Origin of the sequence: Litoribrevibacter albus, assembly GCF_030159995.1 — a bacterium.
GTDB classification, from domain to species: Bacteria; Pseudomonadota; Gammaproteobacteria; order Pseudomonadales; family Litoribrevibacteraceae; genus Litoribrevibacter; species Litoribrevibacter albus.
In genome coordinates this window covers 455,616-481,453 of sequence record NZ_BSNM01000003.1, presented here as the reverse complement: position 1 = coordinate 481,453, position 25,838 = coordinate 455,616, and the positions used below count along the sequence as shown (strand labels likewise).

Below are 25,838 nucleotides of genomic sequence, written 5' to 3'. Positions count from 1 at the left end.
CTTTTGAAACTGAACTCACTCACTTCGTTATGCGTGGCAGCCTGCTTGTCTCTCAGCCTTCAGGTCGCGGCAGAAACGTCGAGTCCCGCTGAAAACGACATCAATGCAGAGGACTTAACTCGCGATCTGCAACGCCAACGCACCAACCCTCAAGCGGCCTCCAGTATTCCGTCTGAACTCGACACACAAAACGACGCCACCGAACAAGCAGAGGATAACGCAGCCCCTTGGTTCAAGGTCGAAATCATTGTCTTCAAACAAACAGTTAATAGTGTTACTGAAGAATTCCCGGACACCACAGACTTCACCCCGCCTGCCCCGTTAATTACACTAAAAGGTTATGACTACCCGGAACAACACTATACTCGCGCTCAACATCACAATTTTGTGTATTCCTCGTCATCCGCTTTTAATCAGATATCTAAGCCAGAAGACCCGACAGACCGAAGTAATGAAGATAACGCGCAGGCCCACATCCCGGAAAGTGCAGCACGAAATGAAGCGCAAAAAAACGAACTTCATATCGCTTACCAACAAGAACCTCTGGAACTACTGACTGACGCGCAAACACGCTTAGAAAAAAGCCAGAACTACCAGATACTGCTTGCTACTGCCTGGAAACAACCGACAGTAACTAAAGAAGACTCCCCTACACTGCATTTAGTGGCCGGCAACTGGTTTGATGATCAGCCTGAATTTGAAGCGTTCCTAAAGGTAAGCAAACAAAGATATCTTCATGCCTATGCAGACCTTTTCCTGAACACCTACAGTTTAAAAACCGATCAACCTTTAAACTTGGATCTTTCATCAGGACTGTTACCTAAGACTGAGCAAGCTGAAACGATGGATGATCAAAATGAAGATACCTCGTTCGAAAACCAAGGTATTCAACCGCATCATTTCAAATTATTTAGCCTAAATATCGACGAGGACATTCTGGATCAGGAAGACCAGCATAGCTCTAGCTATATCACCAATGAGGTCTACCACATTAAAGAAGACCGAATAATGAAACACTCGAAAGATCTTTATTATCTGGACCACCCCAAGTTTGGCATGATCATTAAACTTACACCTATAGAGCAACTCGAAGAGAATAAAGATTCCTAATATCTAAGCCGCGATTAAGCGGCTTTTCTTCTCCTGCATTACACGCGCACACAAAACCTAAAAACTCTTCGAAATGGATATCGAAAAAGAGATTAGTCATGACCCCGAAAGACAGCAGTAAACAAACCAGCACCTACTTAATCGCCTCCTCAGCTCAACTTGCTGACTCCAGTTCAGAAAATGAGGTGATACAGGCTCTATCAGTTAAATTTAAACTATCCCCTACCACCGCCAGAACACTCACTATAAGCCCTAAAATTATCAAGCAAGGGTTAACATTAGATAAAGCAAAACACTTTAAATCCGAGTTTCTAAAATGCGGCCTAATATTAGAAATAATTGAAGAGCACTCAGCAGCCCATAAGCTATTTATTCATAACTCCCAACTCACAGAAAAACAACAACATATAACCAATACTTTACAAGGTGCACCTATAAAGTTCAGGCTTTCATTGGGCTATAAAATTGGCTTATTTACGACGCTATTATTTTCATTAATTGCACCATTACTGTATCTAAGTTTAATTGGACTAAGTACCTACTCGACCTATTGGCTCGCCATTAACCTGACCTCTTTCGGGTGGTTCAAGAGCCTTCCAATAATTTTCCAAATATGGTCATACATTACACCGGTCTTTCTAGGAAGTGTCTTTACACTCTTTCTGATTCGACCAATGCTCTTTAAAAACAAGCGACAAAGAGGCCGGCTACTTTTAGATAAAAAGAAGAGCCCTCTTTTTTTTCATTTGGTTGAAACATTATGCGACCGCTTCCAACAGCCATATCCATCAGAAATATATCTTTCTAACGATATCAATGCCTACGTTGCACCTAAGGCAGGTATAAAGTCCCTATTCAAACGAGAGCTGACTCTAACGATTGGAACACCGTTGATTGCCAGTATGAATAGCAGGCAGATTGTTGGAATACTAAGCCATGAATTTGGCCACTTCACCCAAACATCAGCAATGATGACCAATTACATAATCAATTCGGTCTCTATTTGGTTAGCCACCAGAATTTGGCAAGAAGATCCATTGGAAGAACGACTAAAAGAATGGGAAGAAATGGAAAACGCATTTTCCTTCCTATGCTGGTTTACCCTTCTGTTTATTAAGGCGTCCCGCCTGCTACTAAAGCAGTTCTACAAACTGAATCTATTCATCTGCCGATCAATGTCCAGACACATGGAATATGATGCGGATAAATACGAGTGCTTTATTTCAGGCAGCGCATACTTTGAACAAACAGCGCTTGCTTTATGGAAAACAGATTACGGTCACTTTCTTGCCCATGAGATCAATCAAAACACCTGGAATTCAAACAAACTAATTAACAACCTTCCTGAAACTATTGCAGAGGAAACAAAAAAACTCTCCAATGACGCGCTATCCGACATTCAAAAACGCATGTCCGAACTCACAACTAATTGGTGGGATTCACATCCCGCTGATAACGACCGAATTGAACATGCCAAAAGCCACGAATTCGCTCCTATATGGACAGACGAAGGACCTGCTAAAGAGCTGTTTGGTAACTTTGAACAGTTATGCCACGCAACCACGTCAAATGAGTACCGCCTTCGCGGCTTTAACGACCAAAATACAACTTACATAGACTACGAACAGGCCGTTGGCGAACAACAACTTGAAGATGAAGAGTTGAGTGCGCTAGAAGAGTTTCAGTTTGGATTAGCATCCTATCGATGCCTTTACTTACCAGATAAATTTCCGGCTCCAACCAATATAAGTTCAACAATTGAAGCGCTCAAAAAACACCAAGAACTGTGGGAACAAGCTGATACAGACTATTGGGACGGCAGAAGTACAACCACCACAGCAATTTTAGCAAAGATCTACCTCGAAGCTGACCTTCCTCTTCCTTACGATGAACAAAAGACATTTAAAACAATAGCCGATTGCGACCATGTAATATCAAACGCATCTCAACAATGGTACAACGCAAAACAAAAACTAAAACAAGTGGATGTATGCTTGGCACAGCGAATTGCCAACATCATCCCGATAATGACTACTGAAGAGAAATCGCACCTAAAAAGCCAAGTTAAATTCTTCAAATTTCTGGAACGAACAGAAGACTATTGGCTGGATTTAAGACGCTACACGTGGATTCTCGAACAAATGCTTGAGGAAGATGACATTTACGAGGACGATTTAGCCCCCTTCATACAAAGATACAAAACCTTTATTAAAGAACCCTTGGAAAACATTGTGTCTCTTGCCCCCAGAATCGAAATCGTCATCAACAATCACCAAACACAATCCCTGCTGTGGTGGTATAAAGAATGGGTAGAAGACTTCGACCCAAAAGCAGATTACTCAGCAAGCCACCTACACTACCTTGCCAAAAATACAGGACGACTTCTTTTCTATCTAACAAGTCGAATCTCGGCATCTATGGCCTACAATTGCCTACAAGCGGAAAAACGAGCAACCAAGTCAGACAATGCCGTCCATGAAATAACAGAGCATACGCTATAAAAGTTGAAGTGATATTAAAAGCGAATCCCTGGAGATTCGCTTTATTTGAAGAATATGAAGCTTTAGTCTTTGTTAAATAGATCGCGAGTAAATACCTTGTGAGATACATCAGATAACTCGTCAACCTGACGATTTGATATGATCACATCAGCCATCTTTTTGAATTGCTCAAGATCTGTTATAACATCTGAGTGAAAGAACTCTGGCTCATCCAATGCTGGTTCAAAGACGACAACAGTAATCCCTTTTGCCTTTATTCGTTTCATCACACCCTGGACAGCTGAAGCTCTAAAATTATCCGACCCTGTTTTCATAACTAAACGATAAATCCCAACAACTGAAGGATTCATCGAAATGATTGTGTCAGCAATGAAATCTTTTCGGGTAGAATTTGAATCTACAATAGCTCCAATAATATCACTTGGAACATCTTGATAATTTGCCCGTAGTTGCTTTGTATCTTTTGGAAGACAATAACCACCATAACCAAACGAAGGGTTATTATAATGATTTCCTATTCTAGGATCTAAACAAACTCCCTCAATAATTTGACGAGAATCTAAACCATGAACTTGAGCATAAGTATCCAGTTCATTGAAATATGATACACGCATTGCCAGATACGTATTTGCAAAGAGCTTAACAGCTTCTGCTTCCGTCGACTCCAAAAATAAAGTATCTATATTTTCTTTCAATGCACCCTGTACAAGAAGATCGGCAAAAACCTTTGCTCGTGCAGACTGCTCTCCAACCAAAATTCTTGACGGATACAAATTATCGTAGAGCGCTTTTCCTTCCCTTAGGAACTCAGGTGAAAAAATAATGTTATCACTATTAAACTTTTCCCTGATATTTCTTGTATAACCAACAGGTACCGTAGATTTTATTACCATCGTAGTATCGGGATTTACATCCAGTACCTGCTGAATAACCGCTTCAACTGAAGAGGTGTTGAAATAGTTAGTTACAGGATCATAATCCGTAGGCGTGGCAATAATCACAAAATCGGCGTCTTTGTAGGCAGCCTTAGAGTCCGTTGTAGCCAGCAGATCTAAATCGTGATTAGCTAAAAAATGTTCAATCTCAACATCTGATATTGGAGATATTTTGTCATTAATCATATCTACTCGCTGTTGTACTAAGTCAACAGCAACAACTTCATTATGTTGAGCCAGAAGTACAGCATTTGACAAACCAACATAGCCAATCCCTGCCACAGCAATCTTCATCATCTACTACTCCCTAAATCCAGATAAGAAAAAACAAGCCGAGGTAAAAACCTCGACTTGAATTACAAAGATTCCAAAATCAATGACAATTTACTTAACTGCCTTGTTTAAAAACGCTTTAAATTCACCATTTAAATCTGGGTGTCTCAAGCCATACTCAACATTAGCCATCATATACCCCAATTTACTACCACAATCATGGCTCTTTCCTATGATTCGGTAAGATTCGACTGTTTCGATATCCATTAACATAGCGATAGCATCAGTTAATTGAATTTCGTCACCAGCCCCTAAAGGCGTCTTACGGAGCAAAGGCCAAATAAATTTTGACAACACATAACGACCAACCACAGCTTGATTTGATGGTGCATCTTCAAGTTCTGGCTTCTCAACTATACTGCTCATAGGTTTGCTCTCACCAGGCTCAAGAGACTCTCCCCCCAGATCAACAACACCGTACTTACTCACTAGCTCTTCTGGAACCTCTTCAACCATTATCTGGCTTGACCTAGTTTCATTAAAACGCTTGATCATACCTGCTAAGTTGTCTTTCGTGAGATCACTCGCTGCGTCATCAATTAACACATCAGGAAGAATTACAACCACATCATCATCACCAACTACTGACTGAGCACACAAAATAGCATGTCCCAAGCCCTTAGCTTCATTCTGCCTAACTGAAATAATAGTTACATGAGGCGGACAGATTGCTCGTATCTCTTCAAGAAGTTGACGTTTAACACGACGCTCTAACTGCGTTTCAAGCTCGAAACTAGTATCAAAATGATTCTCAATCGAATTTTTGCTGGAGTGAGTTACTAACACTATTTCATTTACACCAGCCGCAATTGCTTCATTCACTACATATTGAATCAGAGGCTTATCAACTACAGGCAACATTTCTTTAGGAATCGCCTTAGTTGCAGGCAACATACGCGTCCCCAGTCCTGCTACAGGAATAACTGCTTTCATTCTTAATCCTTTTATCCTTTTATCCTTAAAAGAGTGGTTTCTATGATCTCAAAATCTCAAGAATCTCTTTGGTTTTTTCTTCCATTAACAACTGATCTGAACGAGCTTCAACATTCAAGCGAACGACCAGCTCAGTATTTGAAGTTCGTAGATTAAATCGCCAATCATTAAATGAAAGACCAATACCATCTGTATAATCGATATTTACAGCTTCATGCTTGTAGAAGTCTAATACTCTTTCAATCGCTATTTCAGGGGCTTCCAGTTTTGAATTTATTTCTCCAGAGGATGGGAATTTAGCTATCCTCTCTTTAACCATGTCAGATAGCGATATTTTTTTGTTCGATATTAATTCAGAAACCAATAACCATGGAATCATCCCACTGTCACAGTAAGCAAAGTCTCGAAAGTAGTGGTGTGCACTCATCTCACCGCCATAAAGAGCGTCCTCTTTTCGCATTCGCTCTTTGATAAAAGCATGACCCGTTTTCGACATAATAGGGGTCCCCCCATTGGAAGAGACAATTTCTTCAGTATTCCAGGTGAGCCGGGGATCATAGATAATTTTCGCCCCTCTATTTTTTTGTAAAAAGGCCTCTGCCAGCAAGCCAACAATATAATACCCTTCAATAAATTGACCTTTCTCATCAAATAGAAAACAACGATCAAAATCACCATCCCAAGCAATTCCCATATCTGCTTGATGCTCAAGAACAGCTTGCTGAGTAACGCCCCGATTTTCAGGTAATAGCGGATTAGGAATGCCATTAGGGAAAGAGGCATCAGGCTCATGATGAATTTTAATAAATTTAATAGGGATATCTTTTTCGATAAACGCCGCTTCAAGAGCATCAACTACATGACCTGCAGCTCCATTGCCGGCATTGACGACAAGCTTCAACGGCCTAATGGTGGTTAAATCAACATACGTCAAAAGATGTTCGATATACTCTGATAATATTGACTTTTCCACTAATGAGCCTTTTACTGGCACCTCAGAAAACAGATTACCTTCGGCCAATTTCTTGATTTCAAGTAAACCAGTATCCCCCGATATCGGTTTAGCCCCCTTTGTAACCAGCTTCATGCCATTAAAGTCGATAGGATTGTGTGATGCGGTAACCTCAATTCCACCATCAACATCCAAGCTAAATGCAGCAAAATAGATTTCTTCGGTGCCGACCATACCTATATCAATGACATCAACACCCGAATCCATCAAACCCTGAGCGATAGCAAACTTTAAAGCCTCACTGGTTGAACGAACATCGCCCCCTACAACAATCCTTTGTGGCTTTATAAACTCACCATAAGCACGGCCAATACGATAAGCTATATCCTCATTCAGCTCTTCGCCCAAACGGCCTCTAATATCATAGGCTTTGAAACATGTTAACTCTGACATTTCCAGTTACATCCTGTACTTATTGATTTATGATCGGCCATATCTATCTGAAAAACGAACAATATCATCCTCTCCCAAATAGCTTCCTGATTGAACTTCAATAAGTTCCAGAGGAATGCTTCCAGGATTTTCAAGCGCATGTACAGAACCAACAGGAATATAAGTTGATTCATTCTCTGTAACCAAGAAAGAGTCATCAGCCAGTGTTACTTTGGCTGTTCCAGAGACGACAATCCAATGCTCTGCTCGATGATAATGCATTTGTACGCTAAGCTTCGCTCCTGGTTTTACTGTAATTCGTTTAACCTGGTAACGTTCACCACTATCCACGGAGTCATAAATTCCCCACGGACGATAAACCTCTCGACTTTGATACCATTCATTACGCCCCTGATCTTTCAATTCCTGAATGATTGCCTTCACATCCTGCACTGAATCTTTTTGAGCAACGAGTACAGCGTCTTTGGTTTCAACAACCACCAAATTCTGTACGCCCAATGTCGTTACCAACCGCCCTTCAGAATGTATATAACTATCCTCTGTTTTATGAGCTACGACGTCACCATTCAGGACATTTCCACAATCATCTTTTGCTTTTACATCCCACAAAGAAGACCAGGAACCAACATCATTCCATTCTGCATTCATAGGAACAACTACTGCGTGTTTAGTTTTCTCCATGACAGCATAATCAATAGAATCATCAGGACACTGCAGAAAAGCTTCTTTGTTAAGCCTTAGAAAATCTAAATCCTCAGTTGCAGTTCTCAAAGATTCTTCACAACACTCAAGCATTTCAGGGTTAAAACGTTTTAACTCTTCTAAATAACGACTAGCCCGGAACATAAACATACCGCTATTCCAGTAATACTCGCCGCTATCTAGATAAGCCTGTGCCGTTTCTCTGTCAGGCTTTTCTACAAAACGCATCACGGAATAACCCAATGACTCATTATTTCCTTGAGCATCACTTAAGCTATCTCCGCGCTGAATATATCCATAACCAGTTTCAGGCGAACTCGGTTCAATGCCAAAAGTTACCAATTTATCTTCAAGAGCATGAACAAGCGCATTTGCAATGGACTCATGAAACCCTGAAATATTTTGAATTAAGTGATCCGCAGCTAGAATCAATAAAATAGGGTCCTCTCCATTTCTTTGAGCCTGTAGAGCCGCCAATGCAATAGCAGGAGCTGTGTTACGCCCTACTGGCTCCAGGATAATTGATTCAGAATTCAAAGATGCCGCTCTCAGTTGCTCTGCAACTATGAATCTATGCTCTTCATTACAAATCAAGATTGAATCCTTGCAATGAATTGAGTACTCATCCATTCCAGATAGACGGGTCAAAGTCTGCTGAAGCATGGTTTGTTTTCCATCTAAAGATAAGAACTGCTTGGGATATAAAGCACGAGACAAAGGCCAAAGTCTGGTTCCAGACCCTCCAGCCATTACTATAGGAACAATTGCTGTCATTATTACTTATTCTCCATTAGTACCAAATTGTACTGAATATTAGTCTGCGTTCGATTCAGAAGTCTTAATTATGGGCAAGTGATCCATATAAACCCACAGTCTTTCAAAGTACTTAAAATTAGTAACATCTCATTGAAATAATCACAGACAAACAAAAACCAAAGAAACGAGTCTTTTAATGAAACCCTAAATTCAGCCAATAGACATAAATCAAAAAAATACTTAACACTAGAGTCAATTAGTAAGCATTCTTACCGGTAAAGCCTTTAAAAACCGTTTTTATAATAATTTTAACGTCCCACCAAATCGTCCAATGATGTATATAGTGAAGATCATGTTCGATACGTTTTTCCATTTTCTCTAGTGTGTCAGTCTCCCCTCGCCAACCATTAACTTGGGCCCATCCAGTAATTCCCGGCTTAATTTTATGTCGCCGCATGTAACCAGGTATTAAAACTCTATATTCCTCATTATGTGCAACAGCATGAGGCCTTGGTCCTACGATTGACATTCGACCTTGCAGAACGTTTATAAACTGCGGTAACTCATCTAAAGAGGTTTTTCTTAAAAAACCTCCAAACGCTGTAATTCGAGCATCATTTTTACTAGCTTGAGTTACGACATCACTGTTTTCACAAACAGTCATAGATCTAAATTTATATACTTGAATTGGGCGGCCATCCAGGCCATAACGGTGTTGTTTAAAAATCACAGGACCTCGTGACGTCAACTTGACCCCTAATGCGATTAACAACATGGGAATTGCAATTAAACTAAGGATCAACGAGGCTCCGATAATATCTTCAACTCGCTTGACCCAAGAGTTCAAGCCACTCATAGGCTCGCCAATCAATCCAAAAGCAGGTAAACCATTTAAATTAATGGTTCGAGCATGGAGCAACTCAAAAACAAATAAATCAGGCACAACATAAACAGAAGCAGTAGAATTCGATAGACGCTCTAATAACTCTTGAATTCTCTTCTCTGCACGCATTGGTAAAGCAATAAAAATACTATCTAACTCGCCAGACTCAGCTTGCTCAACTAAACAATCAAATCCTCCAACCCGATCATTTATCATTGAGTCAGAACCTGAAGCTCTTCTACATTCTTCATCAATAGGTAAATTCTTATTACGATCATCATAGAAACCTGTAACTCGGTACCCTCCCCAAGTACAGTGCTTAATACGACTTGCGACTTGCTGAGCTAATCCGCCTGTACCAACAATCGCGACACTCCTTGTGTTATAGCCTCTTATACGCAACTGACGAAGAATGATGCGGGTTATCAAGCGCCAAAGAAGCAACATTGAAAGTGTAAATACATACCACTGAAAGAATTGTGGCCAAGAAAATAAAGAAGTTTCTAAAACTGAAAAACGGCCGATACAAAACGCCACAGCAAAACAAGTGGTCCAACACAGTATTACTTGCTTAGCTTCAGCCCATAAACTCTCTGAACGCCAGGAACGAAAGATTTCAGTAAATTCCGCCGAAACCTGATAAATCAGAGCAGCTAGCAAACCAGCTACCCAATATTCAATGGGGGTTTTACCTGATGCTCCAAAATTAATTAGACCAACTAGTCCTAAAGCAATAATAACTATTGATGAATCAAGGGCCCTAGATATAAAAACAAACTTAGAAGCATAAGGCTTAATCATGCCCGCCTTCGTTTGAGAATCCATTGTGTTAGTGCTTTTACTCACAGCCATATGAGTATCTCCTTTTCACAGATCATTCCTGACCCGTAGACTTATCATTCCTCGTTATGTGTACCAGCCACATAATGAATCCATAATCAAAGTTATTTAGAAACCTTTAGAGTTTTTATTCGCGGTTATCTGTAACAACTAATGATCACCAACTTACATAGAGTCGGCTTTATATTTAAGAGTTTAAAGTTTGCAAAGCTTTGTAAAAGAATTTGGTACTTCATCAGTCAGTTTATAAAAGTCACATACGACCTTACTATAAGCAGATTTAGTCAAGACTTTTAATGCTACTCGTTCAATCAAAGGATTTTTCTTAACACTGGCCTTAAGTAAATCGACCGTCTTCTTTTTTAATCGCCAACTAGAAGTTGACCAGTTTCCGAAGCCAATCGCCAATAGATTACGGATTATTTCGGGTTCATTCTTCCCATACTGCAAAGCCTTTCCCCATAACCCAATCACTTTGCTCTCTAAGTGGTTGCGCTCTGTTTGAGATAGTTCTCGCAAAGATAGCCAAACAGATACTAAGCTCGCATATTCACTGTATGCATATGGCCAATAAGGTCGTAACTTTATTGCCTTCTCATAATCAGAAGCTGCTAAATCATAAATATATTTTTGGTACTCATGTATTGCAGAGGCTTCACCCAAAGACCAGATCTTGATTCGACCTGACAACTGAAGAAGATCCGGATTATAAGACTCAAGCGTTAAAGAACGATCTACAAAATCATTTGCTCTTAAGATGGCCTCCTGATCAACCAAGCCATTATTGTTTATCCACCTGTTCTCTATACGTTCTGACTGATGAGACAAAATGTATGAATACGCAGACAAGCCTGACTCTATTAATAGCCCTAAAAATAGAACCGACACAACTAAAATTACATAGTCACGTAAGCCCAGCTCAATTCGATCAACCATCATCTAAATTTAACTATAAGGAACTAAATAACAGTAAACTTGGAAGCAGCAATTTTAAGAGGAGTTTCTTTAACCAAGGTTATTGCCTCTTCTTCACCTACCAACACAGCTGCTGCATCATACCCCTCAAACAAGTTTGGAGGCCTTCTCTTAGTATCGTGAGCATCGCTGGCCAGAATAGTTACTAATCCAGCTAACAACATTCTCTCAGCAATTTCCTGTGCTGCTCGACCAAACTGACCAACTAACGAACCTGCTGTAACTTGAAATAAACATCCTAGCTCTACCAATGGAGCTAATTTTTCATAACGACGTATCACATCCTTATTTCGTTCTGGGTGTGCAATCATGGGAATAATATTCTGTTTTAACAACCATTGAATAATTTGCTCTGTTCCCAACGGGATGTTTTCATGCGGTAACTCCAACAAAAGCACATTTTTGCCATTAAACTCACCGAGAAACGGGATATTACCTTTTGAAATAGCAGACAATATATCTACATCTATCCGAACTTCAGCAGAATAACTCAATGTAAGCGGAATATTTTGGTCTCTAATTCCAGACTGCAAAGAAGCCAAAGCCTTCTGAATAATTTCAGGGGTATTATTCCAACGACCAAAATGAATATGAGGTGTCACAACAGCGTGCGTCACCCCACCTTTCGCCATTTGAGACGCAAGTTCTAAAGCTTCCTTTAGAGTAGATGGACCATCATCAATTCCAGGTAACAGATGACAATGAAGATCAATCATAGGTCAAGCCACATCCTTGCTATCTGCATCCATTAGTCGATCTTCTTCCATACCCTTTTCATAGTTATAGCTGTAGTAGTCATCATAAATAGAGTGCTTATCCATATCGACTTGATTCAAAACAACACCAAGAATAGGTGCATTATGTTCACGGAAACGTTTTAAAACAGATAAAGCATGTGATGCATCAGTAGAGTCAGCCTTGACAACGTAGATAAGTGCATCCGCATAAGAAGCTAATACAAGAGCATCACTAACCGCACTACCCGGTGCAGAATCGATAATAATTCGATCATATTGAGCTGACAGTTCGTTTATCACTTGCGTAAATCGTTTTGAAGATATCAACTCAAGAGGGTTTGGAGGTATAACACCAGAAGGAAGAACATCAATATCAAGAGAATCTATCCTATGAATACATGCACTGGCCTCTTCTGATCCAGCAACCAAATTCGACAACCCGAGGGATCTTCGCTCTAAACCTATACTTGCTGCAACTGTTGGACGTCTCATATCTGCATCGATAATCAAAACCTTTTCCATTTGCCCCATCGCCGCAGCCAAATTCAATGCCACAGTCGACTTACCTTCATTAGGCTGAGTAGATGAAATCACTATTACCTTATGAGGATCGTCAATACCGGATAACATTACACTTGTACGAATAGTTTTCATCGCTTCGGTAAAGCCTGGATGATTTCCAGAACTGAAAGAGTCAATAGCTACTTTAGACTTATTACCTTTAATAAGAGGTAGGGCTCCAATAAAGTTAGCTTTTAACTTTTGCTCGATATCTTCAGATGTCCGAATGCCTTTATCGAGGGCATCCATAACTAGAACCAAAACGACTCCAGATAAGAAACTTAATATCAGAGCAGCTATTAATATTAGTTTTTTCTTAGGCTTTATTGGGAGACGAGGTGCAACGGCTGTATCAATAACCCTTGCATGAGCAGTCTGCAAGCCCTCAGTTTCACCAGTTTCTTTAGCCCTGTTTAAGAAAAGTTCATATAGATGTCGATTACTCTCAACCTCTCTCTGATACTCTCGCATCTTAACTTCTTTTTGATTAACTCTTTGAAGCTCTTTTCTTGCCTCAGCTAACTGCCGACTCAACTCTTCAGAGTTTTTCTTCGCCGTCATATAATCGACTTCAATACCCTTAGTTACCGCTATAACTTGTTTTCTGAGCTGTGACAAAGCAACTGCTTCTTCCGACTGTGCTGCAATCATTTTCGGATGTTTAGGACCGTAGCGTTTACTCAGCTCGGCCAATCTAATGGCTGTTTCAGCATGTTTCTCTTTTAGAGAGTGTATTAAACGATGACGTAAAATATTAGGCTGAGCCATCAACTGCTCAAAGCTTGGAGTGTCCCCCAAAGACTGAACCTGAAGATAAATAGACTCTGCCTCAGACATTGCTTTTCGAGCTTCAATGAATCGGCGGGTAACCTGTTCAACCTCTTCGGTTCGCAAATCTTGAATACCACTAACATCAACCAGGCCTTCTTGAACCAAATACCTTTGAAGAGCATCTTCAGATTGAAGTAATTTGTGCTTAAGGCCATCCAAGCGCTCTGTTAACCAGAAAACAGCTTTCTTATTAGCAAGAAGCCTTGCCTCTAGGTGGCTCTCAATAAATACATCAGCCATAGTGTTTGCTACAAGAGCAGCCATATCAGAATCCGAAGACTCAAAACTAATATGAACCAATTGAGTTTTACGAACAGGCTCTACAGTTAGTGACTTTCTGAACGCCTCCACTACGACTTGAAATACTTCAGCATCATCAGGCTCTTTCAAATCCTGAGCTTCAATTTCAACAGGTAGATAAGCTTTCCAGTCGAACGATTTATCTTGTTGGCGAGGATCAAATAATGGGTGATGATCTAAAGACAATCGTTCGACTACCCTCTCGGCGAGTTCTCTGGATTTCAATATTTCAAATTGTGTGAGGAAATACTCTTTACTCGAAGTATTTAATCCATATACATCCTGTATCGAAAGTACCTTAGACTCTTTATTTTCAATCAGTACAATCGAGGTAGCCTTATAAGTAGGACTAATCGACATGACCAACAATGCCGAAAATAAGGTAATCACAAGAGAAAAACTGAATATTTTCCAAAAATGCCTAGTGATTAACTTATAGTATGCTCGAAGGTCTATTACCCTTGCCTCTATGTTATCCGAAGTATCTTTTAGTTCTGACATAACATCTAATTCCTATCCATCAGCCCTAAAAAAAGCTCTGCTCAACGGTGATAATGTCTCCAGGCTTCAGAGCCTCCCCTAAGGAAACACTGCGAGGAGTTCTCAACACATCATTTTCAGAAATTATAAAAATATTTCTTTTGTTTGCTCGTTCCGTAAAACCGCCAGCCAAAGATACAGCCTTGCGTACAGTTAACCCTGGCTGAAATGAGAATCCACCTGGTTTTTTTACCTCTCCATTAATAAAGAATTGGCGATACTCAAGAATTGACACAGTAACCCTAGGATCAACCAAATAATCTCCTCGTAACCCATCTGAGATACGCGTCTGAAGCTGATTTACAGTCATACCAAGCACTTTAAATTCGCCAAGAAACGGAAAGGACAGGGTTCCTGCATCTCTTATACGAGTCTCAACAGTTAAATCTTCTTCACCATAAACCAAGATTTTAATGAGGTCGCCTGAACCTAATGTATACTCCGAGAAACCTCTTGTGCTGCTGGCTTCCTGACTTTCGGCATGAGCAGGCGACATAAAAAGGCTCATCACTACCAATACAAACAAGACAACACAAAACAAAGCATATTTCATATCTTGAGCAGCTTCAGCATCCTGATAGAAAGATAGTAATCGTTTCATAAATACTCCGAACGACAAAAAAAGGTTAGATTACTACTCACAAAGATACTTCTGCATTTAAGGCAATAACATTACGGTCATAGTCTTTGCTAGACTGATTAGAATTTCTGGTCTCGTGAAGGTAAGACGCACCCAATGTCAACCAACGTCGCATTTCATAATTTGCACTAAATTCCATATCAAACAGATTATCTTCTTGATCACTTGGATCACCTTTATAATCTTCATTGGAATAATTAATGGCTAATTGAGTACTAAAACGCTCTTTCCAATCATGTTTCCAAGCAACACCTATATCTTTACCGTCAATGTAATCTCCTGAACCATAAGCCTCATCCTGTCGGCGCCCCATAGTAAAAGTAACTACAGAATATGACTTTGGAAGCCAAGTAACTGAAGCTTCCCAACTCAAACCACTAAAGTCATCACGATCTCTATCATCGAACGCTTTATCTGCATAACCAATTTTCACTGTCCCTTCAGTTTTACCTGATAACTCCCAAGTAGCACCTGTGTATGCTTTTATCACCCTGCTATCTAAAGAACCTTCAGCAGATCCAGAAGAAGGATCGTTATCATAATCAACATCTACATAAACAAGCTCAAACAAAGCATCTGTAGATCCACTCACAGCCCAGAAAAAAGTTTCTCCCAACGAGATATCAACACGATCCCTACCAACAGTTAGATCACGATGATTGGTATAACGTTTATCATAATACTCAAGCTCAGTTTCTAAACGGCCTTTAGTTTTTATACCGCCAAAGGTATACACCCCAGATAGAGTAGTCTCTACATACTTATCAGGAGAATCAGACGTCAATGCGCCTCCACCTTGACTGAAGCCAGTCCCTCGATCTTCATGAGTTGAAAAGAGTGAGAATTCTGCTGCTAACTGGTGAGTCTGATTAAGGAACCAGTCACCTTGTGCAAATAGAGAATGATCTAAGTAATTATCGTCGGTACTGTTCTCGTACCAACCTGCATCAAAGCTATAGCCTAATGTATACTTTTGAAAACCGTCGTCCGCGACAGCTTCTACACTTGGATTTAGAATGGAGACTAACGAAGCCTTTTCCTTAGACTCCTGAGAAAAAATATTATCATCATACATGCTCTCTAGCGTAGCCTGAGGAGTCACGGTGAAAATACCAGCATTAAACGTAGCTGGTTCGGCGGCTTGAACGTCAAGAGCTAAAAGTAAGCTCAATGAAAGAGGGGCACGAGAAAATTTTACATTGCTAAATGTAGGCATAAATCAATCCCTTGATTAGAGTAGTCATTTTTCAGGGATTATATGGGAACAATTGTAACAAATCACTATCTAGTCGAAAATAAAACAAAAAACAAGCCTTAGCTCACACTATTTCATGAACACAGCTTCCCAAAAATAACACAAACAGTAACAACCTATCTCTTTGCCCCCCTAGCTATGTATCACAATATCTCAGCTACTGCTTAATCTTCTATCATTATAAAGGCGGTTCAACTCAGCAACTGAAACATCCTTCCAGCTTTCTGGAAGTAGATCCTCTAGACATCTTTCAAGTTCAACTGAAAGAAAAACAAAAGAAAGAGAGTCGCACTCCATTTCTGAAAGACTTAGTGAAGAATCAATACGATCAACACCCAAAGCTTCACAGAACAAACATTCGATACTTTCCCATTGATTTTCGTTCAACCCAAGAGCGGTAAAACAATAATCTAAAAAACGTTTAAACAATGATTTTTTAGATTCATCCTGCTCCTCAAGAAGCACCTTGTAATTGTATTTCCCGCTAGGTAGAAGCGGTAATGAGTCAACCTGCTTGCAGTGAATTTTTGATTGAGGAATAGAATACACAGTAGAAATCTGTTCTCTTATATTTTTACAACACGCTTTTTTGTTAGTCTCAACAGCAATCAAAAGGTACTGATCCGTACCAGTAACTACACTATTAGGCTCAATAGTTTTTACAAAGCTTTGAATCTCATCAAGATTCAACCTTAATCCAAACAACTTCACAAAGCGCTTGGCTCGACCAGTAATATAAAACAAGTCATTTTCAGTTTTACACGCAATATCACCCGTAAACAAAACATCAGGAGATTTATCTTCTATAAAGTCACCCGGTTGCTCCGCATACCCCATCATTACATTATCGCCACAATATGCTAGCTCACCGGGCTCATCATAACCTGTAATTTCGATACCGTTTTCATCAACAAGAAATAGAGTTCCTCCTGGGATAGCCTTCCCGATAGAGTGAGGGTAAAGAGACACAAGATCAGGAGGTAGATACGATATCCTTGGAGCAGCCTCAGTTTGACCATACATAACGTAGAACTCAATATTTAAAGGCGCTGCCAAGTTAGCAAATGCCTCTACTAACGAGGCATCAAGCTTTCCTCCAGCCTGAGTAATGTATCTAAGTGAAGGGTATGTAGAAAGGTCAAAGCCCTGTTTGAACATCATCTCAAAAGTGTATGGAACTCCAGAAAAACTCGTGGCAGAAAACTTCCTTAAAGACGACCAAAACTGTGAATCAAGCACACCAAAACAGGTATAAGATATTGTTGCACCTACCTCTAGATGTGAGTGTAAAATAGAAAGCCCGTACGAATAATGCAATTTCAAATAAGATAAAGCATTATCTATCGAAGACAACTTGAGATATTCAGCTATAGACTCCGCATTACTCTGTATATTCTTCTTACTTAATTTAACAAACTTAGGAGATCCAGTACTTCCAGAAGTCGATAACAAAAGCGCCAAATCAGTATGAAAGTTCATATCATCTGAAGAAAGCCTTTTAACCGAACCATCCTGGATGATAAGGTTTGGCTTATAGAGCTCACATAAAAATAAACTCTTATCATCATCCAAACTCTCAAGAAGATATACGACTTTATCAGACCTAAGTGCTGCCAGGTAATATACCGTCGATACGATATCATTTTTTGCTACTATAAAAACAAGTTCACGCTTACTACCAAGTAAACATACGGCCTCTTGAACTCGTTCTTCCAATTCCGAATAAGTTAAGTGCTCTCCAGACTCACAATCAATAAGTGCCAACTGATTATCAAAGCAAGAGAAGTCTTCAAAGAAAAAACGTTTACCCATAGTAGCTATTTCCTAGGCACCGATAAAAGTTTTAGTCTTATTTTTTAGGAGTAACTTTAAAAAAACAAAAACCGATAACGATAAAAAAACAGTTACTAAGAAAGCAAACAAAACCAATAAAACTTCAAATCCGGAGTAATCAATTTTTTTGTATCCAGCCCTAAACAGCCCAGAGAAGTAGCCATGTATAAAAAAAATAAAAAAGCTTAATCTAGCAAATAGATCAAGCCATCTTAGCCGATAATTATAATATCGATAAAAAACAGCTAAAAGCAGAAACGAAAATACAACTTGATAAAAAACACTAACATGATTATCTACAACTGAAAAATAAATACTCAGAGCCAGATTCATAAAAAGCACTAAAAACAATAATAAAACACTTTTCTTTGAAAACCAAACCAAAACCTCATGATAATAAAATATTACAAATCCCAATATATAAGCAGGTAAAAAATATAAAAAAGAAAGAAAAGGGCTATTATCAAACTGGGGACGCCCAATAATAAATGAAACAATAACAGAAAAAACAAATACAGGTAACACTAGACTTTTATTGCATATTTCAAAAAATACAGGGCTAAATAAATAAAACATAACCATCATAGGAATAAACCACAATGGCCCAAGATGAGCACCCGTCATCAACAAATATGTGTACTGCTCAATACTACTAAGCGAACCAAACCAGGACATATCCATCCATGTATGCGAAGACTTGAAACCTAAGACATAGATCATGGCAGCAGGAAACGACAAAACAACATAAGGCACGAGAACGAATGCCAGCTTATCTTTAAGATAACTAAAATACTTAAATCCATCAGAGAATCTGGCAAAAAAATAGCCAGATATCATAACAAATAAGAAGGTTGCACCACTTAAGGTTTTGGACAATACAGAAAGAAAAAGAGAATCACCTATAGAAATAGTTGATATTGAGTGTATAAATAATATAGCTAATATCGCGCCTCCTCTGAAGTTATTTAGATATTGCAAGGGAACCTCTTATCCTAAAAAACTGACTTAGCAACAAATATTTGAATATGTTATTCCGCCAGACAGCGAATTTGATTCGATGACAACTCGATCAAAGCTATTAGAAAGTAGTGACTTATAATACTTAACAAAAAGCCCATCTTTATTAATCACTACATTCCCACTGATCAATGCGCTGCCGTTACCAACTGCAACTGCAACAGCTTTGTATCCATTCCTATTAGAAAAATTCGAAATCCTATTTGAAATAACTTGATAACGACCATCCACCTTTGGAAAATCCGAGGTTGATAAAGTTATAACTCCATTAAAAGCCAAGTCAACATCAGAAATATCATTATTCTTAATCAAAACATCGCTAACATTATACTTAATGTCAATAGCTTCGTTTGTTGTATGCGAAATAGAATTACCTTCGATTGCAACGTTTTTTACTCCGCAGTTTGACTCCTTACCTGAACCTACATAGATTCCCTCTCCATATTGAGAATTTTTTCTTCCGGTACTCAAAATTTTGTTCTTAGCAATAAGATAGTTTTCACTTGAACTTCGACACCGATCAACAGTCAGTAATATCCCTTCTTGCCCTACACTCTCTATCCAGTTATTTCGTATAAACAAGTCATGACTATCAACACTTCGTATTCCATAAAGCCCCCCTGATATCATAAATCCTTCAATCACAACAAAACTACTTTCGCGAATACCTATACCTGTACCTTTAAAATCAGAAAGTTCAATATGAGCCTCCCTCTCTGTTATTGATTTCAAAACAATTGGCTTCAATTTAGTTCCGTTGACCCCCTTCAAGTGTACACTTGAGTATTCACCCGACTCAAAGCAAACAACATCACCCGGATTTAAAGATTCCTTAACATCTTCAAACGAAAGAAATTCATTAAGAAATGGAATATAAGGAAAAAATGATGAGCTAACATGATGCGTGCACTCAGAAACGCCTTTTGAATGAGCAACAACAAAAAACGTCGAAAGGGAAACGCAAAAGCAGAGAAAGGGAAACAATAGACGCTTCATCCAAAAAGCCTTTTGCTAAGAAAGAAAAAAATCATGGAGAAAACTAGAGAGACTAAGGATATCAATGAGACATCAAAAAGTGACTCAATAACACTTTCTGAGAATACACTTGAGATAGTAAAAAATAATAAATTAGTGTACGGAATCAAACATAACACCAAAAGAAACAAGAACTTAACCAACTGAAAATCAGTAAATACAGATTTTCGCATCTGCCAAAAACATTGAATAAAATTTAATATAAAAGCGCTTATTAGCAAATAGCATAACCAAAGAACATCATCCAACATCACGCCGAAAATAATGGCAGAGACATTAATAAAGGAAGAGAATACGCCACAGAAAAATAAACTCTTAGTATCGCCAAATGCCTGGTATATCCCACCTGTAGAGCTAAGTACCATCTGCAGAGGGATCGACACAGCAAGGACCCTTAGGATATCAGTTGCACCAAACCATTGATCTCCAAACATAATCAACAAAATGTCCGAAGCCCCCCAATAGAGAACATTAGATGCAAAGATCCCAACAATTGCCAGTTTGAAAGCAATATGGTAAAACTCTTCTTGCACCACTCCGGGTTCATTCTTATATTTAGTTAAAACTGGTTGCAAGGCTGGCGTAATAGCAAAAGTAAACAACTGAAGAGGATAACGCATTAACTGATAAGACTTGTCATAGAAACCAACAACAGCTGTTCCGAAGTACTTAGTAACGAGCAATGTATCCAAATTTCTGGAAAAGAAATTTAAAAAATTAAATAACACCTGAAACTTAGCAAATTGAAATAGCTCACTAAAAGCCGTAATTTTCACTCCTATTCCCGGCCTTCCTAATTGAGTATCTTTAGAAAAGTAATAATAACAGATAAATCGAAATAAAGGCGTCAACAAAATTTTAACTGCTAAAGCCTCAAACCCAAATTTACAATAAAAATAGAGAAAAAAGCATAACAGTAGCAATACTAGTTCAGCTACCACTTCAGCTGTGGAAATTTTTATGAACATTGCATCCTTTTGCAGTGCTGCCATTGGGAGCATAGAGATACAGGCAAAGAAAATATTAATTAAAAGAAATACTGCTAGAATTAGACTTTCAGTAATACCTAACCATATAAACAATGCTTCATAACTAACTAAAAAGACTATTACTAAAGATATACCGATTAAAATCGAGGCACTAAATATACCATCACGCTTTTCTTTCGTTAAATTTTCATGGAAAACCACAGCTGGAGCAATGCCCGAAGTCGCCACTACCTGAAAAAATAAGGCAATCACCTGAAAAGCTGCCAAAACTCCAAATTCTTCAGGTGTAAATACTCTTGAAAGAATGATAAGCGATAGTAACTGTATGACGTACAGAGCATACTTTCCTGTAATACTTCTTATAATTGCGGAATTCAGTTCATGAGAAGCACTCATCTACCTATAGGCTCCTAACAATGGACCGGTTTTTTCTTTTAAGATAAACCTAAAGAAATAAAAACTTAGAACAGATAAAAAGATGACCACAAAAAACACTATAATAAAGGCAACTACACCTTGAGGTAAAAAATCATACCTAGAAAAAATCCCTCTGAAAACAGCTATAAAATAACCATGAATAAAAAATAAATAAAATGACAAATCAGCCATCACACCTAAAAACCTATTAGGCTTGTTTAAAAAATTACTAAATCCAGAAAACAAAAGGTAACCAGCAACAATCTTTAGAATTAGATCAACCCTTGAATCCCAATCAAATAATGAATAAATAGCAAGCAAGGCCAAAAAAAACAAAGTTACTAAGGAAAAAAAACATTTTCCTTTCCACTGATAGGTATCTCTATGTTGAAAGAGAAACATCCCAATTAACCAAACAGGCAAAAAATAAATAAATGATTGTAAAGTATCATCGTTAGCATCGGGCCTTCCTAGAAAAACAGCAGGAAACAATGAAAACAAGAGCATATAAATTAGCAATCGGCTTTGAGATAGTGATTTAAAAACAGGGAAAAGAAGATAAAAAATGAATATCATTGGCATAAACCATAACGGCCCTAAGTGAGCACCTGTGGATAGATAAAATATTACCTGTCCGAAATATCCGTAGGTCTCTTTCAAAGTTGCCAAATCTACCCAAGGATGAGTATCTTTAAGCCCAAGAAGATAAACAGTTAAAGCAGGAATCGAGATAACAACATAAGGTACTACTACTTTCTTTAGCTTACTAACAAGGTAAGATTTATAGGAATACTTAGAGGCCAAATATGAGAATAACCAACCACCTATCAAAACAAATATAACCGTACAGTTCTTCAAAACACTACGAACCATATCGGCAACCAGAGAATGATCAAACGGTACTACAGATATAACATGAGCCGAAATAACAAGCAGAATGGCTAGTCCACGCAAGTTGTGTACGTACTGATAAAACATCATGATGCCTTATTACAAGCGGTATAGATTTGTCTTGAAAATTCTCTGTTGGTGATATCACGAGGCAGATCATATCTTGGCTGCTTTATTAAACCTTCCACACTAAATGAAGGCAGAGAATTGCCGGGATGCACAACCGTCATTAGCGGATGATTAATTTCTTCAGCAATCTGGAGCTGATGATCGTCAGAAAATTCACCATACTTTTCGACTCGAGGAACAAAAATCACACGCTTTTGATAACTAAGCATCAAATTTATACTACCAATACCACAGTGACTTATAACCAAACTGGCTTGTTTGACATAGTTTTCCATTTCCTGACGAGAAACTAGACCAATGACCTCCCCATTTTCTGGAAGCACACTCACAGAGTTATCACCCACCTGAAGAATCCAGCGAACATTAGGACTTTTATATAAAGGGTGAGTTGAGACTAATTCAATAAAGCGATCAAATGGATAATCACATGTACCTAGCGTTACTAGAACCATTGGAATAGCAGGAGGATCAACAGGTGTTATTTTCTTAACATCTGAATTTTCATCAAGGATATCAAAACACTTCCCAATATAACGGACACCATTAGCCTTAGCGACCGTTTCCCACTGAGCAAAAAAGACATCGTAAAGTTTATATTTTCTTAACAACTTCCCAGTATTTGATAGTTCTACTACTCTTGAAAGAGTGTCAATGAAAACAAAATTAAAGCATAGAAGCTTTGATAAAAGCGCAAATGGAAGAACAATAGGCCCACCTGTACTAACAATTAAACTTGGTCGATGTCTAATTAGAATATACAACGCGATAAATATATTAAAAAAATGGATAATCGCATTAAACTGAGTATCCGGTATCATATATGAAAACCTTATGCGCGAGTCTTTAATATTAATTTTATTACTAACAAGAACAATATCATCAAACAGACTTGTAGCACACATAGCCTGAGTTAAATGCCCACCTGCCGAAGCTATCACCAAAATTTTTCCGTTCATAGACTAAGCTCCAACAACTGAAAGATATTCTTTAACAATATTATTTGTATAAAACAAATCAAAATCGTTAGACGAGATTAACAAGTTAACTTGGTTTGAGAAAAACTCATTTGACAGCACCAACTCTTTGACTCTGTCTTTAATCTCAAATACATCCTGGCTTGCCACTTTAGTTCCTATATCATTATCATCAAAATAACCATCAACCCCTGTGTTTTGATGATATAAAATAGGAACACCAGCCATAAGGGCTTCTATATATACCATACCGAAGGTCTCATTAGCCGCAGGTAGCAACAAGCCTTTCGATTTTTTGAGGGCTGAGACTAAATCATCCCTAGGAACTTCTCCTTTTAGATCTATCTGATCCTGACAACCCAGCTCTTCAATATAGTCACTTATTACCTTACGGTATGCAGCATTTCCTGTACCATAGACATCCAGACACACATAAAATCCTTCATCCCTTAGAAGAGAAATGGACTTTATTAATGGAAGAATTCCCTTTCTTTTATATTGATGGAAACTTAGGACACTTATGTACTTATTATTTCGATTATCAATATTGGAGACTGACTTACTATATTCGCAAATATTAGGGAGCTTAGTATTACTTTCATTTAAGAAATAATCAGGATACCTATTCTTCATCCAAGGACTAACAAAAAAAATATGAAATGCGTTTTCAGCTATTCTTTTAAAAACTTTTCTACAGCAAGGTAACCGATTAATATTATGAGAATCCGACCCACCACGAACAGATATCACATAAGGGATACCACGTTTTCTTGCTATATATTCACCAACTAGACCTTCAGTAGTTAACTTATGAGCATGCACTAAGTCAAAGTTAGAGCTTTTTAATAACCTTAAAAAAATCAATGACCAAAGCCACATAACAGGCAAATATATATAAGGCAGAGGTATTGCCCAATAGACAACAGAAAGCCCTTGATCAAATTTTTTAATAGATATATTCAGAGGATTAGAAGTACGATTAATCGACAATACGAAGTGTTCTATTGACCGTGTTTCGTTCTCTACAGCATCAATTAAATTAGCAACGGCCCGAGTACAGGGGTACACTCTACCATCTGGATAATCTTGATGAATATGTAAGATCCTTTTACTCACCATTAATTCCTCTAGCTCTCAACTTGCTCTAGCGCACTGATTCGGCCTACGTTGGAATTTGCAAAACTTGCGCCACTGCTCAGAAATTGAATATTTCGAGTAACAACTGAGTGTATATTTTTTCTAAATGTTGTATTTGAAAAACGTTCAGCATTCTCCCTAATATTCTCTACATTGAGATCAGAAGAAATCTTTTCAAACTGATGAACTGCCAATTCTATTGAAGAAGCCTTCTGTTCACCGAAGTGTAGTCCCGTAATGCCATTTCGAACGGTCTCAAGACAACCACCTTTACCATAAGCAATTACAGGAGTACCACAAGCCTGAGCCTCTACTGGTACAATGCCAAAGTCTTCCTCCGCCGCAAATACAAAAGCCTTAGCTTTTTGCATATAACTAACCATAGATTCATTCGATTGATAACCAAGAATTTCTATGTTTGCAGCACCTTTAGCAATAGCCCTAATTTTATTCATATCAGGACCATCACCTATAACCTTCAAATTCCGATCAGGCATATTAGTAAAAGCTTCAACAATAAGATCAATACGCTTGTATGGTACAAGTCGAGAAGCAGCCAGATAAAAATCCTCTTTCTCTTCACACACCTGAAAACGTTCAACATCCACAGGTGGATATACTAAAGCGGCCTCTCTTCGATAACACTTATAAATTCGTTTTCTAATAAAATTCGAATTAGCAATAAACTCATCAACACCGTTCGACGTTCTAACATCCCAGATTCTGAATTTATGTAAGAAGTACCGAGCAATAATAGATTTAATGCCTTGCTCCATGGAACTCTCTTTGAGATATTGAGCCTGCAGATCCCACGCATAACGAGCCGGCGAATGACAATAACTCACATGCGTTTGATCAGGACCAGTAATAACCCCTTTAGCTACCGAATAGCTTGAAGAGATAATCAATTCATATTCAGAAAGATCAAACTGTTCAATAGCAATAGGAAACAAAGGGAAGTAATTGCGATATTTATTTTTAGCAAATGGTAACCTTTGAATAAACGACGTTGTGACCTTTGCATCCTTTAACCATTCACGCTCGTGCTCTGGTAAAAAATCTACAAGTGTAAATATATCGGCATTAGGGTACTGAATAAGTATTTGCTCTAATACTTTCTCTGCCCCACCATTAACAACCAACCAGTCATGTATAATCGCAACTTTCATTCTGATACCC

At 38.5% G+C, this 25,838-nt stretch carries 20 protein-coding genes; 2 read left to right on the top strand and 18 right to left on the bottom strand.

Annotation, left to right across the window (positions count from 1 at the left end; translation table 11 throughout):
• Positions 1-3: 3 nt before the first annotated feature.
• Positions 4-1,110, top strand: a complete 1,107-nt coding sequence (locus tag QQL66_RS03910; RefSeq protein ID WP_284378977.1) for a CsiV family protein — start codon at positions 4-6, stop codon at positions 1,108-1,110.
• A gap of 98 nt (positions 1,111-1,208) precedes the next feature.
• Positions 1,209-3,611: a M48 family metallopeptidase gene (locus QQL66_RS03905; RefSeq protein WP_284378975.1), complete on the top strand. Its 2,403-nt coding sequence runs from the start codon at positions 1,209-1,211 to the stop codon at positions 3,609-3,611.
• Positions 3,612-3,673: 62 nt separating this feature from the next.
• Here the strand turns inward: QQL66_RS03905 and QQL66_RS03900 are convergent, their stop codons facing one another.
• From QQL66_RS03900 to QQL66_RS03815, 18 genes are all read right to left on the bottom strand, one after another.
• Entirely contained in the window at positions 3,674-4,840 is a 1,167-nt protein-coding gene (locus QQL66_RS03900) for a nucleotide sugar dehydrogenase (protein WP_284379367.1), read from the bottom strand.
• Positions 4,841-4,930: 90 nt separating this feature from the next.
• A complete protein-coding gene (galU, locus tag QQL66_RS03895) occupies positions 4,931-5,812 on the bottom strand; it encodes a UTP--glucose-1-phosphate uridylyltransferase GalU (RefSeq protein WP_284378972.1) in 882 nt (293 codons plus the stop codon).
• 40 nt (positions 5,813-5,852) lie between these two features.
• Positions 5,853-7,217, bottom strand: coding sequence for a phosphohexomutase domain-containing protein (locus tag QQL66_RS03890; RefSeq protein ID WP_284378970.1), 1,365 nt, complete (start codon positions 7,215-7,217; stop codon positions 5,853-5,855).
• A 27-nt stretch (positions 7,218-7,244) separates the two neighbouring features.
• On the bottom strand, positions 7,245-8,693 hold the full coding sequence (locus QQL66_RS03885; protein WP_284378968.1) for a mannose-1-phosphate guanylyltransferase/mannose-6-phosphate isomerase: 1,449 nt from the start codon (positions 8,691-8,693) through the stop codon (positions 7,245-7,247).
• A 238-nt stretch (positions 8,694-8,931) separates the two neighbouring features.
• On the bottom strand, positions 8,932-10,410 hold the full coding sequence (locus QQL66_RS03880) for an undecaprenyl-phosphate glucose phosphotransferase (RefSeq protein WP_284378966.1): 1,479 nt from the start codon (positions 10,408-10,410) through the stop codon (positions 8,932-8,934).
• A 183-nt stretch (positions 10,411-10,593) separates the two neighbouring features.
• Positions 10,594-11,337 (bottom strand): hypothetical protein, encoded by a 744-nt coding sequence (locus tag QQL66_RS03875; RefSeq protein ID WP_284378964.1) that lies wholly within the window; start codon positions 11,335-11,337, stop codon positions 10,594-10,596.
• Between the two features lie 20 nt (positions 11,338-11,357).
• Positions 11,358-12,089, bottom strand: a complete 732-nt coding sequence (locus QQL66_RS03870) for a tyrosine-protein phosphatase (RefSeq protein ID WP_284378962.1) — start codon at positions 12,087-12,089, stop codon at positions 11,358-11,360.
• 3 nt (positions 12,090-12,092) lie between these two features.
• Positions 12,093-14,303, bottom strand: a complete 2,211-nt coding sequence (locus QQL66_RS03865) for a GumC family protein (protein ID WP_284378960.1) — start codon at positions 14,301-14,303, stop codon at positions 12,093-12,095.
• Positions 14,304-14,328: 25 nt separating this feature from the next.
• Positions 14,329-14,943 (bottom strand): polysaccharide biosynthesis/export family protein, encoded by a 615-nt coding sequence (locus QQL66_RS03860; protein ID WP_284378958.1) that lies wholly within the window; start codon positions 14,941-14,943, stop codon positions 14,329-14,331.
• Between the two features lie 37 nt (positions 14,944-14,980).
• Positions 14,981-16,198 (bottom strand): outer membrane beta-barrel protein, encoded by a 1,218-nt coding sequence (locus QQL66_RS03855; protein WP_284378955.1) that lies wholly within the window; start codon positions 16,196-16,198, stop codon positions 14,981-14,983.
• Between the two features lie 192 nt (positions 16,199-16,390).
• Positions 16,391-18,049, bottom strand: a complete 1,659-nt coding sequence (locus QQL66_RS03850) for an AMP-binding protein (RefSeq protein WP_284378953.1) — start codon at positions 18,047-18,049, stop codon at positions 16,391-16,393.
• A 12-nt stretch (positions 18,050-18,061) separates the two neighbouring features.
• Positions 18,062-19,048: an acyltransferase family protein gene (locus tag QQL66_RS03845; RefSeq protein ID WP_284378951.1), complete on the bottom strand. Its 987-nt coding sequence runs from the start codon at positions 19,046-19,048 to the stop codon at positions 18,062-18,064.
• Between the two features lie 27 nt (positions 19,049-19,075).
• The gene (locus QQL66_RS03840; protein ID WP_284378949.1) at positions 19,076-20,083 is read right to left on the bottom strand and encodes a right-handed parallel beta-helix repeat-containing protein; all 1,008 of its coding nucleotides are present in this window, start codon (positions 20,081-20,083) and stop codon (positions 19,076-19,078) included.
• Positions 20,080-21,507 (bottom strand): oligosaccharide flippase family protein, encoded by a 1,428-nt coding sequence (locus tag QQL66_RS03835; protein WP_284378947.1) that lies wholly within the window; start codon positions 21,505-21,507, stop codon positions 20,080-20,082. Before QQL66_RS03835 ends, QQL66_RS03840 begins: the two co-directional genes overlap by 4 nt.
• Positions 21,508-22,509, bottom strand: coding sequence for an acyltransferase family protein (locus QQL66_RS03830; protein ID WP_284378945.1), 1,002 nt, complete (start codon positions 22,507-22,509; stop codon positions 21,508-21,510). It abuts the gene before it with no gap.
• The gene (locus QQL66_RS03825; protein WP_284378943.1) at positions 22,506-23,504 is read right to left on the bottom strand and encodes a glycosyltransferase; all 999 of its coding nucleotides are present in this window, start codon (positions 23,502-23,504) and stop codon (positions 22,506-22,508) included. Before QQL66_RS03825 ends, QQL66_RS03830 begins: the two co-directional genes overlap by 4 nt.
• Positions 23,505-23,507: 3 nt before the next feature.
• The gene (locus tag QQL66_RS03820) at positions 23,508-24,641 is read right to left on the bottom strand and encodes a glycosyltransferase (RefSeq protein ID WP_284378940.1); all 1,134 of its coding nucleotides are present in this window, start codon (positions 24,639-24,641) and stop codon (positions 23,508-23,510) included.
• 8 nt (positions 24,642-24,649) lie between these two features.
• A complete protein-coding gene (locus tag QQL66_RS03815; protein WP_284378938.1) occupies positions 24,650-25,828 on the bottom strand; it encodes a glycosyltransferase family 4 protein in 1,179 nt (392 codons plus the stop codon).
• Positions 25,829-25,838 lie beyond the last annotated feature (10 nt).

Excerpts from the sequence above, each read along its gene's own strand:
- QQL66_RS03855 (WP_284378955.1), bottom strand. The coding sequence starts at position 16,198 with ATGCCTACATTTAGCAATGTAAAATTTTCTCGTGCCCCTCTTTCATTG.
- QQL66_RS03880 (WP_284378966.1), bottom strand. The coding sequence starts at position 10,410 with ATGGCTGTGAGTAAAAGCACTAACACAATGGATTCTCAAACGAAGGCG.
- QQL66_RS03890 (WP_284378970.1), bottom strand. The coding sequence starts at position 7,217 with ATGTCAGAGTTAACATGTTTCAAAGCCTATGATATTAGAGGCCGTTTG.
- QQL66_RS03825 (WP_284378943.1), bottom strand. The coding sequence starts at position 23,504 with ATGAACGGAAAAATTTTGGTGATAGCTTCGGCAGGTGGGCATTTAACT.
- QQL66_RS03905 (WP_284378975.1), top strand. The coding sequence starts at position 1,209 with ATGACCCCGAAAGACAGCAGTAAACAAACCAGCACCTACTTAATCGCC.
- QQL66_RS03835 (WP_284378947.1), bottom strand. The coding sequence starts at position 21,507 with ATGAGTGCTTCTCATGAACTGAATTCCGCAATTATAAGAAGTATTACA.
- galU (WP_284378972.1), bottom strand. The coding sequence starts at position 5,812 with ATGAAAGCAGTTATTCCTGTAGCAGGACTGGGGACGCGTATGTTGCCT.
- QQL66_RS03875 (WP_284378964.1), bottom strand. The coding sequence starts at position 11,337 with ATGATGGTTGATCGAATTGAGCTGGGCTTACGTGACTATGTAATTTTA.
- QQL66_RS03850 (WP_284378953.1), bottom strand. The coding sequence starts at position 18,049 with ATGGGTAAACGTTTTTTCTTTGAAGACTTCTCTTGCTTTGATAATCAG.
- QQL66_RS03870 (WP_284378962.1), bottom strand. The coding sequence starts at position 12,089 with ATGATTGATCTTCATTGTCATCTGTTACCTGGAATTGATGATGGTCCA.
- QQL66_RS03860 (WP_284378958.1), bottom strand. The coding sequence starts at position 14,943 with ATGAAACGATTACTATCTTTCTATCAGGATGCTGAAGCTGCTCAAGAT.
- QQL66_RS03830 (WP_284378945.1), bottom strand. The coding sequence starts at position 22,509 with ATGATGTTTTATCAGTACGTACACAACTTGCGTGGACTAGCCATTCTG.
- QQL66_RS03885 (WP_284378968.1), bottom strand. The coding sequence starts at position 8,693 with ATGACAGCAATTGTTCCTATAGTAATGGCTGGAGGGTCTGGAACCAGA.
- QQL66_RS03815 (WP_284378938.1), bottom strand. The coding sequence starts at position 25,828 with ATGAAAGTTGCGATTATACATGACTGGTTGGTTGTTAATGGTGGGGCA.
- QQL66_RS03840 (WP_284378949.1), bottom strand. The coding sequence starts at position 20,083 with ATGAAGCGTCTATTGTTTCCCTTTCTCTGCTTTTGCGTTTCCCTTTCG.
- QQL66_RS03820 (WP_284378940.1), bottom strand. The coding sequence starts at position 24,641 with ATGGTGAGTAAAAGGATCTTACATATTCATCAAGATTATCCAGATGGT.
- QQL66_RS03865 (WP_284378960.1), bottom strand. The coding sequence starts at position 14,303 with ATGTCAGAACTAAAAGATACTTCGGATAACATAGAGGCAAGGGTAATA.
- QQL66_RS03900 (WP_284379367.1), bottom strand. The coding sequence starts at position 4,840 with ATGAAGATTGCTGTGGCAGGGATTGGCTATGTTGGTTTGTCAAATGCT.